Origin of the sequence: Ornithinimicrobium ciconiae (genome assembly GCF_007197575.1) — a bacterium.
GTDB lineage: Bacteria > Actinomycetota > Actinomycetes > Actinomycetales > Dermatophilaceae > Ornithinicoccus > Ornithinicoccus ciconiae.
Genome location: NZ_CP041616.1, coordinates 1,035,436 through 1,050,708 on the forward strand (window position 1 = coordinate 1,035,436; position 15,273 = coordinate 1,050,708).

General features: G+C 68.5%; 10 protein-coding genes. 6 read left to right on the forward strand and 4 right to left on the reverse strand.

Translation table 11 applies throughout. From position 1 onward, the window contains the following. Positions 1–11: 11 nt before the first annotated feature. Genes nuoL through FNH13_RS04710 form a run of 4 tightly spaced genes read left to right on the forward strand, consistent with a single transcriptional unit; the run spans position 12 to position 6,032 of the window. The gene (gene nuoL / locus FNH13_RS04695) at positions 12–1,955 is read left to right on the forward strand and encodes an NADH-quinone oxidoreductase subunit L (protein WP_143784938.1); all 1,944 of its coding nucleotides are present in this window, start codon (positions 12–14) and stop codon (positions 1,953–1,955) included. Then, positions 1,955–3,487 (forward strand): NADH-quinone oxidoreductase subunit M, encoded by a 1,533-nt coding sequence (locus FNH13_RS04700; RefSeq protein ID WP_143782406.1) that lies wholly within the window; start codon positions 1,955–1,957, stop codon positions 3,485–3,487. The genes nuoL and FNH13_RS04700 overlap by 1 nt, the downstream gene beginning before the upstream one ends. After that, on the forward strand, positions 3,487–5,016 hold the full coding sequence (gene nuoN / locus FNH13_RS04705) for an NADH-quinone oxidoreductase subunit NuoN (protein ID WP_143782407.1): 1,530 nt from the start codon (positions 3,487–3,489) through the stop codon (positions 5,014–5,016). The genes FNH13_RS04700 and nuoN overlap by 1 nt, the downstream gene beginning before the upstream one ends. Then, positions 5,013–6,032, forward strand: coding sequence for a polyprenyl synthetase family protein (locus tag FNH13_RS04710; protein WP_143782408.1), 1,020 nt, complete (start codon positions 5,013–5,015; stop codon positions 6,030–6,032). Before nuoN ends, FNH13_RS04710 begins: the two co-directional genes overlap by 4 nt. A 153-nt stretch (positions 6,033–6,185) precedes the next feature. Here FNH13_RS04710 and FNH13_RS04715 read toward each other — a convergent pair whose 3' ends face one another. After that, the gene (locus FNH13_RS04715; RefSeq protein ID WP_143782409.1) at positions 6,186–8,243 is read right to left on the reverse strand and encodes a PhoX family protein; all 2,058 of its coding nucleotides are present in this window, start codon (positions 8,241–8,243) and stop codon (positions 6,186–6,188) included. Positions 8,244–8,419: 176 nt separating this feature from the next. On the opposite strand from FNH13_RS04715, the gene FNH13_RS04720 reads away from it, so the two are divergent. Next, positions 8,420–9,421 (forward strand): hypothetical protein, encoded by a 1,002-nt coding sequence (locus tag FNH13_RS04720; protein WP_143782410.1) that lies wholly within the window; start codon positions 8,420–8,422, stop codon positions 9,419–9,421. A 59-nt stretch (positions 9,422–9,480) separates the two neighbouring features. On the opposite strand, the gene rarD is transcribed toward FNH13_RS04720, so the two are convergent. Genes rarD through FNH13_RS04735 form a run of 3 tightly spaced genes read right to left on the reverse strand, consistent with a single transcriptional unit; the run spans position 9,481 to position 13,477 of the window. After that, on the reverse strand, positions 9,481–10,500 hold the full coding sequence (gene rarD / locus FNH13_RS04725; protein WP_143782411.1) for an EamA family transporter RarD: 1,020 nt from the start codon (positions 10,498–10,500) through the stop codon (positions 9,481–9,483). Beyond that, entirely contained in the window at positions 10,497–11,567 is a 1,071-nt protein-coding gene (locus FNH13_RS04730; RefSeq protein ID WP_143782412.1) for a 2-oxoacid:ferredoxin oxidoreductase subunit beta, read from the reverse strand. Before FNH13_RS04730 ends, rarD begins: the two co-directional genes overlap by 4 nt. A 29-nt stretch (positions 11,568–11,596) precedes the next feature. Continuing rightward, the gene (locus tag FNH13_RS04735) at positions 11,597–13,477 is read right to left on the reverse strand and encodes a 2-oxoacid:acceptor oxidoreductase subunit alpha (protein WP_143782413.1); all 1,881 of its coding nucleotides are present in this window, start codon (positions 13,475–13,477) and stop codon (positions 11,597–11,599) included. Positions 13,478–13,700: 223 nt separating this feature from the next. On the opposite strand from FNH13_RS04735, the gene FNH13_RS04740 reads away from it, so the two are divergent. After that, entirely contained in the window at positions 13,701–15,272 is a 1,572-nt protein-coding gene (locus FNH13_RS04740; protein ID WP_143782414.1) for a serine hydrolase, read from the forward strand. Position 15,273: the final 1 nt, after the last annotated feature.

A 15,273-nucleotide genomic window follows, 5' to 3' on the forward strand; every position in this document is an offset into this window, starting at 1 on the left:
TGTCTGTTGTGATGACATCTGCGGGCCTGTCGCTCGCCGATCCCAGTGCGGTCCGGGCGCTTGAGGCGTCCGGCACCTCTGCCCTGGCCTGGCTGCTGGTCGCCCTGCCCCTGCTGGGGGCTGGTCTGCTGCTGGTCGGTGGGCGGGCCACCAACTCGTTCGGTCCCCTGCTGGCGACCCTGCTCTCCTGGGGCAGCTTCGTGGTGGGTGCCCTGATCGTCGTGCAGCTCTATGGCCTCAGTGCCGATGAGCGCTCGGTCTCCGTGCAGCTGTGGGAGTTCGTGAGTGCCGGCAACCTGACGGTCAATGCCGGGCTGCTGGTCGACCCCCTGTCGATGGCGTTCGTGCTGTTGATCACGTTCGTCGGGTCGCTGATCCACGTCTACTCGCTGGGTTACATGAAGGACGATCCGGACAAGCGCCGGTTCTTCGCCTACCTGAACCTGTTCGTGGCGGCGATGCTGATCCTGGTCTTGGCCGACTCCTACCTCGTGCTGTTCGTCGGCTGGGAGGGTGTCGGTCTGGCTTCCTACCTGCTGATCGGGTTCTGGAACCACAACCCCGCCTACGCCAGCGCGGCCAACAAGGCCTTCGTGGTCAACCGCATCGGTGACTTCGCGCTGCTCATCGCCATGGCCTGGATGCTGGCGACCTTCGGCGGACTCGACTTCGCCACGGTGCACGGCAACGCCGGCTCGGCGCCAACCACCACGCTGACCATCATCGGCGTGCTGCTCCTGATCGGTGCCTGTGGCAAGTCTGCGCAGTTCCCGCTGCAGAGCTGGCTCGGTGACGCGATGGCCGGCCCCACCCCGGTATCCGCCCTCATCCACGCCGCGACGATGGTCACCGCCGGTGTCTACCTCGTCGCCCGGAGCCAGGCGATCTACGACCTCACCCCGGACGCCCGCCTCGCGGTGGCCGTGGTCGGCGCGATCACCCTGCTCTACGGCGCGATCGTCGGCTGTGCCAAGGACGACATCAAGAAGGCCCTGGCCGCCTCGACCATGAGCCAGATCGGTTACATGATGCTGGCCGTCGGCCTCGGGCCCATCGGTTACGCCTACGCGATCTTCCACCTGATCACGCACGGCTTCTTCAAGGCGGGCATGTTCCTGGGGGCCGGCTCCGTCATGCACGCCATGAGGGACCGGGTCGACATGCGTCGCTTCGGAGCGCTGGGCAAGGAGATCAAGATCACCTGGATCACCTTCGCCGCAGGCTGGCTGGCCATCATCGGCTTCCCATTCACCGCGGGGTGGTACTCCAAGGACCACATCATCGAGTCCGCGTTCTCCGCACCGGGCTGGCAGGGCTGGGTCTTCGGACTGGTCACCCTGATCGGCGCCGGGATCACCGCCTTCTACATGTCGCGCCTGTTCTTCATGACCTTCCACGGCAAGGCCCGTTGGGAGGACGACATCCACCCGCACGAGTCGCCCCTGACGATGACCGTGCCGATGATGGTCCTGGCCGTGGGGTCGCTGGTGCTCGGCGCCGCGCTCTACCCCACCGGGATCCTCAGCGACTGGCTGGACCCGGTCTTCGGTCACGTCGCGGCGCACGAGTCACTGATTCCGCTGATCGGGATCCAGGTGAGCGTCTTCGTGTTAATGGCTCTGGGCGTCGGACTGGCCTGGCTGCGCTTCGGACGTGACGACGTGCCGGTGGTCGCACCGCAGGCCTCGTTCGTCACGCGAGCGGCCCGTCAGGACCTGTTCCAGGACGAGTTCAACGAGAACTTCCTGCGACGTCCGGGTGCGGCCACGGTGGCCGCCCTGGAGGTCGCAGACAACGACGTGATCGACGGCGGGCTGGTCGGCGGCACCAGCCGCGGCCTGGCCGGCCTGGCCGACGTCGTGCGCAAGGCCCAGAACGGCTTTGTCCGCTCCTATGCCCTGACGATGCTCGCTGGCATCGTCGCCATCCTCGGTGCTGTGTGGGTGATTCAGTGATGACCGACATGCCCTGGTTGACGATCCTGCTCGCGGTGCCGGCGCTCGGCGCCCTCGCGCTGGTCCTGATGCCCCGCGGCTTCTCCCGTGCCCGTGAGTTCGCTCTCGGCGTCTCGCTGGTGACCCTGGTGCTCGCCGTGCTGGCGACCCTGGAGTTCTCCATCGGCAGCGGGGGCGAACTGCAGCTGGTCGAGGAGTACTCCTGGATTCCGCAGTTCGGGGTGAGCTTTGCGCTCGGGGTCGACGGCATCGCGCTGTCGATGATCCTGCTCAGCGTGATCCTGGTGCCGGTGTGCCTCATCGCCGCCTGGGACGACGTCCCGCGGGACGGCAGCCGACGGCTGCAGGGCTACCTGGCGTGGATGCTGCTGCTCGAGGCCATGATGGTCGGCGTCTTCGCGGCGACCGACGTCTTCCTCTTCTACGTCTTCTTCGAGGCCATGCTGGTGCCGGTCTACTTCCTGATCGGCCAGTACGGCGGTCCGGACCGTGCCCGTGCGGCGACCAAGTTCCTGCTCTACTCGCTGCTCGGCGGACTGATCATGCTGGTGGCCGTCATCGGCCTCTACACGGTCGGTCCCGGCGGTGACGACGGGTTCCTGCTGCGCAACCTGACCGGCCTGGAGATCGGAGGGCTGACGGAGAAGCTGCTGTTCCTCGGCTTCTTCATCGCCTTCGCGATCAAGGCCCCGATGTTCCCGGTCCACACGTGGCTGCCGCACGCCGCGACCGAGGCCCGTCCGGCCACGGCCGTGCTGCTGGTGGGAGTGCTGGACAAGGTAGGCACCTTCGGGATGCTTCGCTTCTGCCTGCAGATGTTCCCCGAGGCCAGCCAGTGGGCGACCCCGGTGGTCATCGTGCTGGCCGTGATCTCCATCCTGTATGGCGCGGCCCTGGCGATCGGGGAGAAGGACATGATGCGACTGATCGCCTACACCTCGATCAGCCACTTCGGCTTCATCGTGCTGGGCATCTTCGCGATGACCACCATCAGCCAGACCGGGTCGACCCTCTACATGGTCAACCACGGCTTCACCACGGCGGCACTGTTCCTCATCGCCGGCATGCTCGTGGCGCGTCGCGGGTCCCGCTACATCCCCGACTACGGTGGCTGGCAGCGGGTCACCCCGCTCATCGCCGGCTCCCTGCTCGTCGCGGGCCTGTCGGCCCTGGCGCTGCCCGGGCTGAACGCCTTCGTCTCCGAGTTCATGGTGATCGTGGGCACATTCCAGCGCTACCCCGTGGCGGCCATCATCGGGGCTACCGGTGTGATCCTGGCGGCCCTCTACATCCTGCTCTGGTATCAGAAGATCGCCACCGGACCCAAGCCGGAGGCCGTGGCCGCCTCGACGCGTGACATGACGATGCGTGAGAAGTTCGTCGTGGCTCCGCTCATCGCGGCCTTCCTGGTCCTCGGCTTCTATCCCCAGCCCGTTATCGACCTGTTGGAGCCCGCGGTGACCTCCACCCTGCAGCACGTCGGCATCACTGATCCGACGCCCACCGTCGCGGCCGAGGGGAGTGAGGGCTGATGTTTGAGGTTCCGCAGATCGACTATCTGGCCCTGCTGCCCCTGATCATCGTCTTCGCGGGCGGTCTGATCGGATGCCTTCTCGAAGGCTTCCTGCAGCGTGCCCAGCGGCCGACAGTGCAGCTGTGGCTGACCATCGTCACCCTCGTGGCGGCGCTCGTGGCCCTGATCTGGGTGGCCCGGGACAACCAGGGCATCACCGCTGCCGGGACGGTCACCGTGGACGGCCCGACTCTGCTGATCCAGGGTCTGCTGCTGGCGCTGGCGATCATCGGTGTGCTGGCGATGAGCGAGCGACTGGGTGGCTCGACCCCCGATGCCTTCACCCAGTCCGGTTTCTCCGCGCCCGGGTCAGTCGACGAGGCCGACGCGGTCCGGATGGGTGGGACGACCACCGAGGTCTACCCGCTGACCCTGCTGTCCGTGGGCGGCATGATGCTCTTCCCCGCATCCAACGACCTTCTGCTGATGTTTATCGCGCTGGAGATCCTCTCGCTGCCGCTCTACGTCCTGTCCGGGCTGGCCCGGCGGCGACGCCTCCTCTCGCAGGAGGCCTCCCTGAAGTACTTCCTGCTGGGTGCCTTCTCCTCGGCCTTCTTCCTCTTCGGTGCCGTGCTGCTCTATGGCTACGCCGGGTCGATGCGCCTGGACGTGATCGCGGACGCGATCAGCACCCAGACCGGGATGGACGGACTGCTGATCCCCGGTGCCCTGCTGCTCGCGGTCGGCCTGCTGTTCAAGGTCGGCGCGGTCCCGTTCCACTCGTGGGTGCCGGACGTCTACCAAGGCGCCCCGACCACCGTGACGGGCTTCATGGCCGCGTGCACCAAGGTCGCCGCCTTCGGCGCCATGCTGCGCCTGTTCTATGTCGGGCTCGAGGCGGCCCGGCTGGACTGGCAGCCGATCCTGGCTGTGATCGCGGCGCTGACGATGGTCATCGGCGCGGTCCTGACGATCGTGCAGACCGACATCAAGCGGATCCTGGCCTACTCCTCGATCGCTCACGCCGGTTTCGTCCTCACCGGCCTGCTGGCGATGCAGGAGGTGGGTGCCTCGAGCACGATGTTCTACCTGATGGCCTACGGCTTCATGACGATTCCGGCCTTTGCTCTCGTCGCCCTGGTGCGCTCGGCAGGCAGCGAAGCAACGCACATCAGCCAGTGGGCGGGACTGGGCAAGCGGTCTCCGTGGATGGCGGCAGCCTTCTCCTTCCTGCTGCTGGCGTTTGCCGGCATCCCGCTGACCTCAGGGTTCACGGGCAAGTTCGCCGTCTTCGCGGCGGCGGTCGCCAACGACTACGCCTGGCTGGCCGTGATCGGCGTCCTGGCCAGTGCTGTGACCGCCTACATCTACTTCAAGCTGATCGTGACCCTCTACTTCGGTGAGCGGCAGAACGACACCGTGGTGGCCTCCCCGTCGGCGGTGACGACCTTCGCGGTGGTCACCGGGGTGCTGATCACCCTCGGGCTCGGCGTCGCGCCCGCTCCGCTGCTCGACCTGGCCGCCAACGCCGCCCACTTCCTGCGGTGACCGGGCAGGACGCGGGCACCTACCTGGTGCCCGGGGTCGACGCAGAGCTCAACGACCGGTTGGTGGGGGGGCTCGAGGCGGTCCAGCGCCGGCTCAACGAGGTCGTCGACCACGATGACGAGTTTGTCGCTGGTGCCGCGCGCTACCTCAGCGACGCCGGTGGCAAGCGCTTCCGGCCGATGCTCACCCTCCTGGCCGCCGACGTCACGCTGGCGGCACCCGAGCGTGGCTATCCCCGTGAGGTCATCGACGCGGCGGTCGGGGTGGAGCTGACTCACCTCGCCTCGCTCTATCACGACGATGTCATGGACGAGGCTGACCTGCGACGAGGGGTTGCCAGCGCCAACGCCGTCTATGACAACGCGACCGCGATCCTGGTGGGCGACCTGCTCTTCGGCACCGCCTCCAAGGTGATCTCGGGCCTGGGCGCGGAGGCGGTCGGCATCCAGGCAGACACTTTCGTGCGGCTCTGCGCGGGTCAGATCCGCGACGACCGTCCGGTGCCTGCCGGAGCGGATCCGATCGAGCACTACCTGGGCGTCCTGGCCGACAAGACCGGCGCGCTCATCGCCACTGCGGCACGCTATGGCGCGATGTTCGGCGGCGGAGACGCGGAGGACGTGCGGCTCCTCACCGACTATGGCGAGAAGGTCGGCATGGTCTTCCAGCTCGCCGACGACCTGCTTGACATCGCCTCTGATGCGGAGGACTCAGGCAAGACCCCGGGCACCGATCTGCGTGAGGGCAAGGCCACCCTGCCGGTCCTGATCGCCCGCGGGTCCCGCGATCCCGCTGATGCCCGGCTCCAGCAGCTGCTTGCCGGCCCCATCCTGGAGGAGTCTGAGCTGCAGGAAGCCCTGTCACTGCTGCGGGGCCATCGCGCGATGGACGCTGCGCGGGAGCAGACGCTCCGGGTGGCCGACGAGGCGCGCCAGCTGCTGGCGCCACTGCCCCACGGGCCCGCCGCACTGGCCCTGCAGGTCCTGGTCGACGGCGTCGCGCTGCGCTCTTCCTGACCTCTCCACTCAGTGACGCTTGTCGGCATACGACACCGGCCCCGCCCCGCTGGAGTGCGGGTCGGGGCCGACGTCGTTGGCCTCGACGCTCAGCGTGAGCCACCGGCCTGAGAGGGAGCCCCTTGGGGGACACCGGGGGTGGGCGGCGTTGCCTCAGGGCTTCCCGTTGCCCTTGCCGTTGCCGCCTCCCTTGCCGTTGCCGCCTCCCTTGCCGTTGCCCTTCGGGCGGTAGGCGTGGAAGACGCCCGGACGAGGCTGGCCGTCTCCGAGGTAGGGGTAGGTGCTGAAGACCTGTGAGGGGCTCGCCCCCGAGATCTCACCCGGGTGCTGCACTGCCGCCAGGACCGTGTTGTCATGCAGATCGATGTAGGGACCGCAGCACTCTGCTCCGACCGGGACCGAGAGGAACTGCTGCAGGTGCCCGGCCTGCGGACCGTCCACCGGATACAGATACATCGCATCGCAGTTGCCCAGGGTTCCCGGCTGCCCGTCGGTGGAGATCCACAGGTTGCCGTCGGGGTCGAAAGCCACATTGTCGGGGCAGCTGATCGGGGAGACGTCCTCACGGTCGTAGCCCAGGAAGTAGGCCGACGGGTCCGACGGGTCGCCAGCCAGCAGCACGATGCGCCACCTGAACGTCGTGCCGGTGTGGTCGTTGTGGTCCTCAGTCATCTCGATGACATGACCGTGCTTGTTGCCCAGGCGCGGGTTGGCCTCGTCGATCTCGACCCGGGCGCTGTTGTTGGTCAGGGCCGCATAGATCCGACCGTTGTGCAGGTTGGGCTCGACGTCCTCGGGGCGGTCCATCTTGGTGGGACCGACCTTGTCCGCGGCCAGGCGGGTCCAGATCAGCACCTCCGCGACGTCCATGCCGGGCACGTGCGACTCGCCGTTAACGACCAACGGGATCCAGGTCCCTGACCCGTCCCACTCGCCGTCCTCCATTCCGTCCCCCACGAACTTGGCGACATAGAGGTCGCCCTCGCTCAGCAGCTGCATGTTGTGGCGTCGGTGCCCGTTGCCCTGGCGGTACTTCTCCTTGGACACGAACTTGTAGATGTAGTCGTGCCGCTCGTCATCGCCCTGGTAGGCCACGACATGGCCGTTGTCGGCCACGATGACGTTGGCGCCCTCGTGCTTGAAGCGGCCCAACGCGGTGTGCTTGACGGGGGTGGAGGTCGGGTCCGAGGGATCCACCTCCACGATCCAGCCGAATCGGTTGACCTCGTGCGGCTCGACTGCGACGTCGAAGCGCTCCTCGACGCGTTCCCAGCCACGGCCTGCGCTGCGGATGCCGTAGCGGGCCAGCTTGCCGTCGGGGTCCGCAGCCTCGTCGGCCTTGAAGTACTGGTTGAAGTTCTCCTCGCCGGACAGGACCGTGCCCCAGGGGGTCACCCCGCCGGCGCAGTTGTTGAGGGTGCCGAGCACGAGCCTGCCGGTGGGGTCGGCCGAGGTCTGCAGTGCGCTGTGGCCGGCCGCCGGGCCGCTGACCGCGAACTCGGTCCAGGCGTGGATCCGACGGTTGGTGCGGCCGTTTCGGACGTACTCCCATGCCTCGTGCTTGTTCTGACGGCGCACGTCCACGACGGTCATCCCGTGGGCGGCCATGACGATCCGCAGCTGCTCGTCGGTGAGGTCGTTCGAGGAGGAGATGTTCTCAAACATGATCTCGTCGTTGGTGTACTCGTTGTTGAAGACGAGCACGGCCTTGTTGCCGCCGTTGCCGTTGCGGAGCAGGGTGACGTAGTCCGCGTTGTAGCCGGCCTGACCCTTCTGCGCCTCGAAGCTCTGGTTCCAGAAGTCAAAGGCCGGGGCGCCGGGCTCGACCGGGTCGCCCCAGGAGATGATCGGCCTCCAGGTGAAGCCGTCGGGCACGATCACGTTGTCCGTGGTGCGCGGGGTCGGGGGGATGGCGGTGAACAACCCGCCGCCGGATGCGGCAGCCGCCGCAGCTGCGGGTGCGCTCGCACCGAGGCCGGCCAGGCCGACCACGGCGGCGCCGAGACCGCCCGCCCGCAGGGCGGTGCGGCGGGAGACGCGAGCGTTGACGACCTCGCGGAAGGTCTGGTTGGCGGAGGTGTTCGGGATCTCGTGGAAACAGGCGTCTCCACAGCGATACTGACACGTCATCCGGTCACGACCCCCGTTGTGCACCGGGGTCAGTGACAACAGGGGGAAGGAACGTCGGGTGGTGGGGGCAGTCACGATCATCCTTTGCTTGGTTGAGTCCAGGACCCACGAGGTCCTGCGTCGGCACCGTAGGTTGCCGGGGTTGCCGATCGCCCCACCGAGACGTAAACGGCAGCGGTCCAGCGGGTGGCGGTTGGTCGTCGGGAGAGTCAGGCGCAGGTCAGGAGTGCAGGGAGTCGTCCGGTTAACCTGGGGCGGTGAACTCACGTCGTGTCAGCCGGATCTCGGCCGGCTTCTGGGCGATCGTGCCCTTTGCCCTCTTGCTGCTCGCCGTGTCCCTGTGGGACACCCCCGAGAGGCTGCCGACGCACTGGTCGGCCGACCTCCCGGACGCGTTCTCCACCGGGGCCGGCGTGTTCTCGGTGGCACTGTCGGTCGCGGGCTTCTGCGCTGTCGTGGCAGCCCTGCTGGCGCTGCTGTCCGCCTGGGTCCCGCCGCTCTGGCACCGCTGGATCATGGCGCTGCTCGCCGGGGTCGGAGCCACCGCGGCCGCCACCTATGGAGCCGCGTCCTGGGGCACACACCTGGCGGGGTCGCCCGCCCAGGTGCACGTCGTCTGGTCCCTCGTCCCGTTTGTCCTCGGCGTGCTCTGGGGGTGGGTCGGTTATCTGCTCAACCGGCCGGCCCCGGTTGATCGGCAGGCAGTCCTGGAGACCGTGCCGGAGCGCTCCCGGGTCGTGGCCTCCGGGGCTGGTGTGCCCGCGCCGTGGGCGACCCGGCTCGACTCTGGAGTGATGCTGGGGACCGCGGTCTTCGTCGCGGTCGTCCTGACTCTCACCGCGGTGCTGTCCTGGACCAGCACGCCGCTGCTCGGGGTCGTCATCACCGTCATCTCGGTCCTGACCACTCTCTTTGTGGTGGCCTGGTCGCGGGTGGAGGCCCGCGTGGACGAGGTGGGTCTGACCATCAGGTCAACGCTGCTGCCCGTGCGACTCCTGCGCCTTGCTGCCGAGGATGTGGTCGGGGTCGAGGCCGCCGACCTGGACCCGATGAAGTGGGGAGGGATCGGTCTGCGCTGGCTGCCCGGGCGCACGGCATACATCGTCAGGGGCGGGCCGGGGATGGTCGTGCACCGCGCGTCGGGCCGCCCGTTCGGACTTGAGGTGACCGAGGGAGAAGAGGTGGCGGCGGCCGGGGTGCGCGCGCTGCTGGGCGTTGCGGGTCAGGCGATGGCGACGGGACACCGAGCCAACGGGTGACGGGGGTGTGACGCGGACGGCGGCAGGTCTGTGACGCGGGTGGCGGCGTTCTCAGCGGCTCAGACTGCGGCGCCCTGCGCGGCCCGGGCTAGCCGGCGGGAGCGCCCGGCGGAGACGACCGAGTCGACCGAGAGGATGACCAGCGCCACCCAGACGAGCCCGAAGCCAACCCACCGCGAGGCTGGCATCACCTCGCCCAGGACCAGGACACCGGCGAGCAGCTGGAGCACCGGCGTGAGGAACTGCAACAGGCCGATGGTCACCAGCGGCACCCGTTTGGCGGCGGCCGCAAACAGCAGCAGCGGCACGGTCGTGGCCACTCCGGCGCTGACCAGGAGCAACATGTGGCCGGTGCCGTGGCCGGTGAAGGTCTGCTCCCCGGCGACCGTCAGCCAGACCAGCAGGGCGATGGCGAAGGGGGTCAGCACCACCGTCTCGCCGGTGAGCGAGTGCAGCGCCGACAGGGAGGCGCCGAGGCGCTTCTTCAGCAGGCCGTAACAGGCGAAACTGGAGGCCAGCACCAAGGAGATCCACGGTGGAGACCCGTGGTTGATCGTGAGGTAGATCGCCGCGACGACGCCGAGCGACACGGCCACCCACTGGGCGGGGCGCAGCCGCTCCCGCAGGATGATCACGCCGAGGGCCACGGTGACCAGCGGATTGAGAAAGTAGCCCAGGGCGGCCTCGGTGACCTTGCCGCTGAGCACGGCCAGGAGGTAGACGGTCCAGTTGACCGCGATCAGCAGCCCGGCGAGGGTCAGCGTGCCGAGCTGACGCCGGTCCCGGAACATGTCGAGCACCCAGCGGGCTCGTCGGGTCAGCGCCAGGATCAGCAGACAGAGCAGCAGTGACCAGATCACGCGGTGTGCCAGGATCTCCAGCGCACCGGCGGGCTTCAGCGCCACGAAGTAGAGCGGGAAGGCACCCCACAGCAGGTAGGCCAGGAAACCGTAGGCCGTGCCACGCCGAACTGTCGCGGCCTCGTCCGGGCTGGCGGGGCCGGTGCTCGGTCCCGTTGAGGACCCGGCCGAGGTGGCGGGGTCGCCGGCCGGGACGTGGGTCCCGGCGGCCTGGCTCACCCCACGGTCCAGGTGTCGCCGCCGCGCAGCAGTACTGCCAGTTGCTCGTCGTCGGCCGGGCCACCTTCCGTGGAGCGGGCTGCGTCGACCTGGGCCCGGACCTGATCGTCATAGGTCGGCCGCGACACCGAGCGGAAGATGCCCATCGGTAGGTGGGTCATCGACCCGTCGTCCAGGCGGGACAGCGCGAAGGCCGTGGAGGGGTCGGTGCTCCCGGCGTCGTGCACCAGGACGGTCCCCGGCTCCGCCTCGTCCTCGGTCACGACGGCGAGGGCACCGTCGGGCTGCCGCACGACGACATGGTCGGCCCCGGCCCGCACGGGCTCGCCGTCGACCAGGTTGAGCACCCTGGCCTCCTTCTCGTCCCGGTCCTTGAGCAGCTGGAAGGCGCCGTCGTTGAAGATCGGGCAGTTCTGATAGATCTCGACCAGGGACGTGCCTCGGTGCTCCGCCGCTGCCTTCAGCACGGTGGTCAGGTGTGCGCGGTCCGAGTCCATCGTCCGTGCCACGAACGTGGCCTCGGCGCCCAGGGCGAGGGAGACCGGGTTGAACGGGTGATCCACGGAGCCGACCGGGGTCGACTTGGTCACCGAGCCCACATCGGAGGTGGGGGAGTACTGACCCTTGGTCAGACCGTAGATCTTGTTGTTGAACAGCAAGATCGTGAGGTTGACGTTGCGGCGCATCGCGTGGATGAGGTGGTTGCCGCCAATGCTGAGGGCGTCGCCGTCACCGGTGATGACCCAGACCGACAGGTCCTCGCGGCTGGTGGCCAGGCCGGTGGCGATCGCCGGTGCGCGTCCGTGGATCGAGTGCATCCCGTAGGTGTCGAGGTAGTAGGGGAAGCGCGAGGAGCAGCCGATGCCGGAGATGAAGACGATGTTCTCCCGCTTCAGCCCGAGGTCGGGCAGGAAGCCCTGCACGGCGGCCAGCACGGCGTAATCGCCGCATCCGGGACACCAGCGCACCTCCTGGTCGGAGGTGAAGTCCTTCTTGGTCTGCTTGGGCGCGCCCTCGGGCAGGGACGGGACCGCCTGGGTCCCTGAGGGGCGCGGCTGAATCTCCACGGGGACTGCTCCCTCGTGCGTCGAACTGGTCACTGCACTCCTTCCAGGGACTGCGCGACGGCCTTGTGCAGCACCTCGGCCAGTTCGGAGGCCGGGAACGGCAGGCCGCGAACCGCGGTGTGGGACTGGACGTCCACCAGGAAGGTGCCACGCAGCAGCAGGGCCAGCTGGCCCAGGTTCATCTCCGGCACGATCACGCGGTCATAGGCATGGAGGACCTCACCCAGATTGCGTGGAAACGGGTTCAGGTGGCGCAGGTGGGCCCGGGCCACCGGGATGCCGGTGGCTCGCACGAGCCGGGTGGCGGCGGCGATTGGTCCGTAGGTCGAGCCCCATCCCAGGACCAGGACGCGAGCCTCGCCCGACGGGTCGTCGACCTCCAGGTTCGGGATCGTGTCGGCGATGCCGTCGATCTTGCCCTGGCGCAGCCTGGTCATCAGGTCGTGGTTGTCCGGGTCGTAGGAGATGTGGCCGGTGATGTTGGCCTTCTCGATGCCCCCGATGCGGTGCTCGAGACCAGCGGTTCCCGGCACCGCCCACGGCCGGGCCAACGTCTCCGGGTCACGCAGGAACGGGTGGAAGACCGCCTTGCCGTCAGCGTCGGTGTCGTTGGGGCCCGTCGCGAACTCCACGTTTACCTCAGGCAGGTCCGCCACATCGGGGACCCGCCACGGTTCGGACCCGTTGGCGAGGTAGCCGTCAGAGAGCACGATGACCGGGGTGCGGTAGGTCGCCGCCATCCGCACCGCCTCCAGCGCGATGTCGAAGCAGTCTGAGGGGGATTGAGGCGCGATCACCGCCACCGGCGACTCTCCGTTGCGGCCGTGGATGGCCTGGAGCAGGTCGGACTGCTCGGTCTTGGTGGGCAGGCCGGTGCTCGGCCCACCCCGTTGGATGTCGAGGATGACGAGGGGCAGCTCCGTGGACACGCCCAGGCCGATGGTCTCGGCCTTCAGGGCCAGGCCCGGTCCGGAGGTGGACGTCACCCCCAGTGCGCCGCCGAAACTGGCGCCCAGAGCCATGCCGACCGCCGCGATCTCGTCCTCGGCCTGCAGGGTGGTCACCCCGTAACGCTTCATCCCGGACAGCGTGTGCAGGATGTCCGAGGCCGGAGTGATGGGATAGCTTCCCAGCACCAGTGGCAGGCCGGAGCGCTGCGCGGCGGTCACCAGGCCGAGCGCCATCGCGGCGTTGCCGGTGATCGTGCGATAGGTGCCCGGTGGCATCGTGGCCGGGGCGACCTCGAAGCGGACCGCGAAGTCCTCGGTCGTCTCCCCATAGTTGAAGCCGGCCCTCAGGGCGGTCAGGTTGGCCTCGAGGATCTCGGGAGCCTTGGCGAACTTGGCCCGCAGGAACGCCTCGGTGCCTTCCAGCGGCCGGGAATACATCCACGACAGCAGGCCGAGGGCGAGCATGTTCTTGGCCCGCTCCTTCTCCTTGCGGGTCAGACCGAAGTCGGCCAGGGCCTCCACCGTGATCGAGGTCAGCGGCAGAGGATGGACGTGCCAGGACTCCAGGCTGCCGTCCTCGACCGGGCTGGCTGCGTAGCCAACCTTGGTGAGGTTGCGCTTGGAGAACTCATCGGTGTTGACGATGATCGTGCTGCCTCGAGGCAGGTCACCCAGGTTGGCCTTCAACGCGACCGGGTTCATCGCCACCAGCACGTCGGGATCGTCCCCGGGGGTCAGCACGTCGTGATCGGCAAAGTGCAACTGGAAGCTCGAGACGCCCGGGAGGGTGCCAGCAGGGGCCCGGATCTCAGCAGGGAAGTTGGGCAGGGTCGACAGGTCGTTGCCCAGCGCCGCCGTCTCTGACGTGAAGCGGTCACCGGTCAACTGCATCCCGTCGCCGGAGTCGCCCGCAAACCGGATGACAACACGGTCCAGGCGCTGCAGGGGCTTGCTACTCATACGGCGAAGGTCACCAGATCTCGTGTCGCTGAATACGTCCTCTCATGGTAGGCCCGAATCGCCTCGTGTTATTCCTTGGAGGTGCGTGATAGCCCTCACGCGTGACGGTGGGCCGCGGCGCGGACCGTAGGGTGTCTCACGCACAGGATCACCGGGGAGCGGTGCCTGCGGGGAGGAGTAGTTCGGCGTGAGGGCAAGACGTGAGGGGCATGACGTGAGGGGCATGAGGAGCAGCCGCGCTCTGGTACGGGCGGACCGGCGGCACGGGCGGGCGCGCAGCACCGGTGCTGCGCTCGCGTGCGTCGTGCTGGTGCTGACCGGCTGCACCGGGGGCGACGCGCCGACCTCGGATGGCAGCGCCACATCGGGCACCCAGCAGACGGACACCCAGCAGACGGACACCGAGGAGACGACCTCCCCGACCGGGGCGGACGACCTGACCCCGACCTCCGCGCCGGGACCAGCCGATCCCACCGATCCAGGGACCGCGAAGACCGGGCTCGTGCCGCCCTTCGACCTCGGGCGGCTGGACGGTGAGCTGCGCGAGCAGACGCAGTGGCTCCTGGAGCGCCTGACCGAGGGGGCGACGGGTCCGAGCGAGGAGGAGGCTGCCGAGCGCTTCAGCACCGACTTCCTTGAGGCCGTGCCCGCCGATCAGATCGAGCCGGTGCTCACGCAGTTCCGCGGAGGACCCGCGCTGACACTGAGCGCGGTGGGGGAGGTGCAGGAGCGAGGTGATGGTGCGTATGGCGTCGAGCTGACTCTCACCGGTGAGCAGCCGCTGCGCCTGTCGCTGGGTGTCGATGCCGACGGCCTCATCGATGCTCTGCTGATCCAGCCCGGCCCACCTCAAAACCTCCCGGAGCTGGGCTCGTGGGAGGAGCTCGACGAGGAGTTCTCTGCGCTGGGGGGCACCACGGCGGTCTTCGTCGGGGAGGTGTCCGCCGGCAGGTGCACCACCGTCCACGCCTCCGAGGCTGCTCAGGAGCCAACTCCGTCAGGGTCCGTCTTCAAACTCATCGTCCTCACGGCGGTTGCCGACGCCGTGGCGAACGGTGAGCTCGCCTGGGATGACGAACTGACCCTCACCGCTCCGGTCAAGAGCCTGCCCTCGGGGGAGCTGCAGGACCGCCCGGACGGCTCGACCCTCTCGGTGCGGGAGGCTGCCACCCTGATGATCTCGATCAGTGACAACACCGCCACCGACCTGCTGATGGAGACGATCGGACCGGAGCGGCTGGCGGCGGTCATGGACAGCGTCGTCGAGGAGCCAGAGCGCCGTGCTCCGCTGCTGACTACCCAGCAGTTCTTCCTGCTCGGGTGGGACGCGCCGGACGTGCGGGCGCAGTGGGCCGACGCCGACCCGGCCGAGCGGACCGCCCTGCTGGAGCAGTTGCCGCAGGACCTGTCAGGCCTGCGGGCCAACCCGTTCTCGGTCTCCGACCCTGCCTGGCAGGACGGCGTCGGGTGGTTTCTCACCGGTGCGGAGATCTGCACCCTCCACGCCATGCTGCAGCAGCAGGCTCAGGGTGAGGCGGGGGAGCCGCTGCGGCAGATCCTCAGCGCCAACCCAGGGCTGCCGCGACCCGACGGCGCGCGCTATCAGGCGTTCAAGGGCGGGTCGGCCCCCGGCGTGCTCGCCTACACCTTCTATGTCGAGACCTCGCAAGACGGAGATCCGGGTGTGGGCAGCGGCCGGGTGCTGAGCGTCCAGGTCTCCCACTCCGGGCCCATCCTGGCCACCGCCTATACCGACCTCACGCAGGCCGGACTGGAGCTGCTCACGCAGGAGTGAG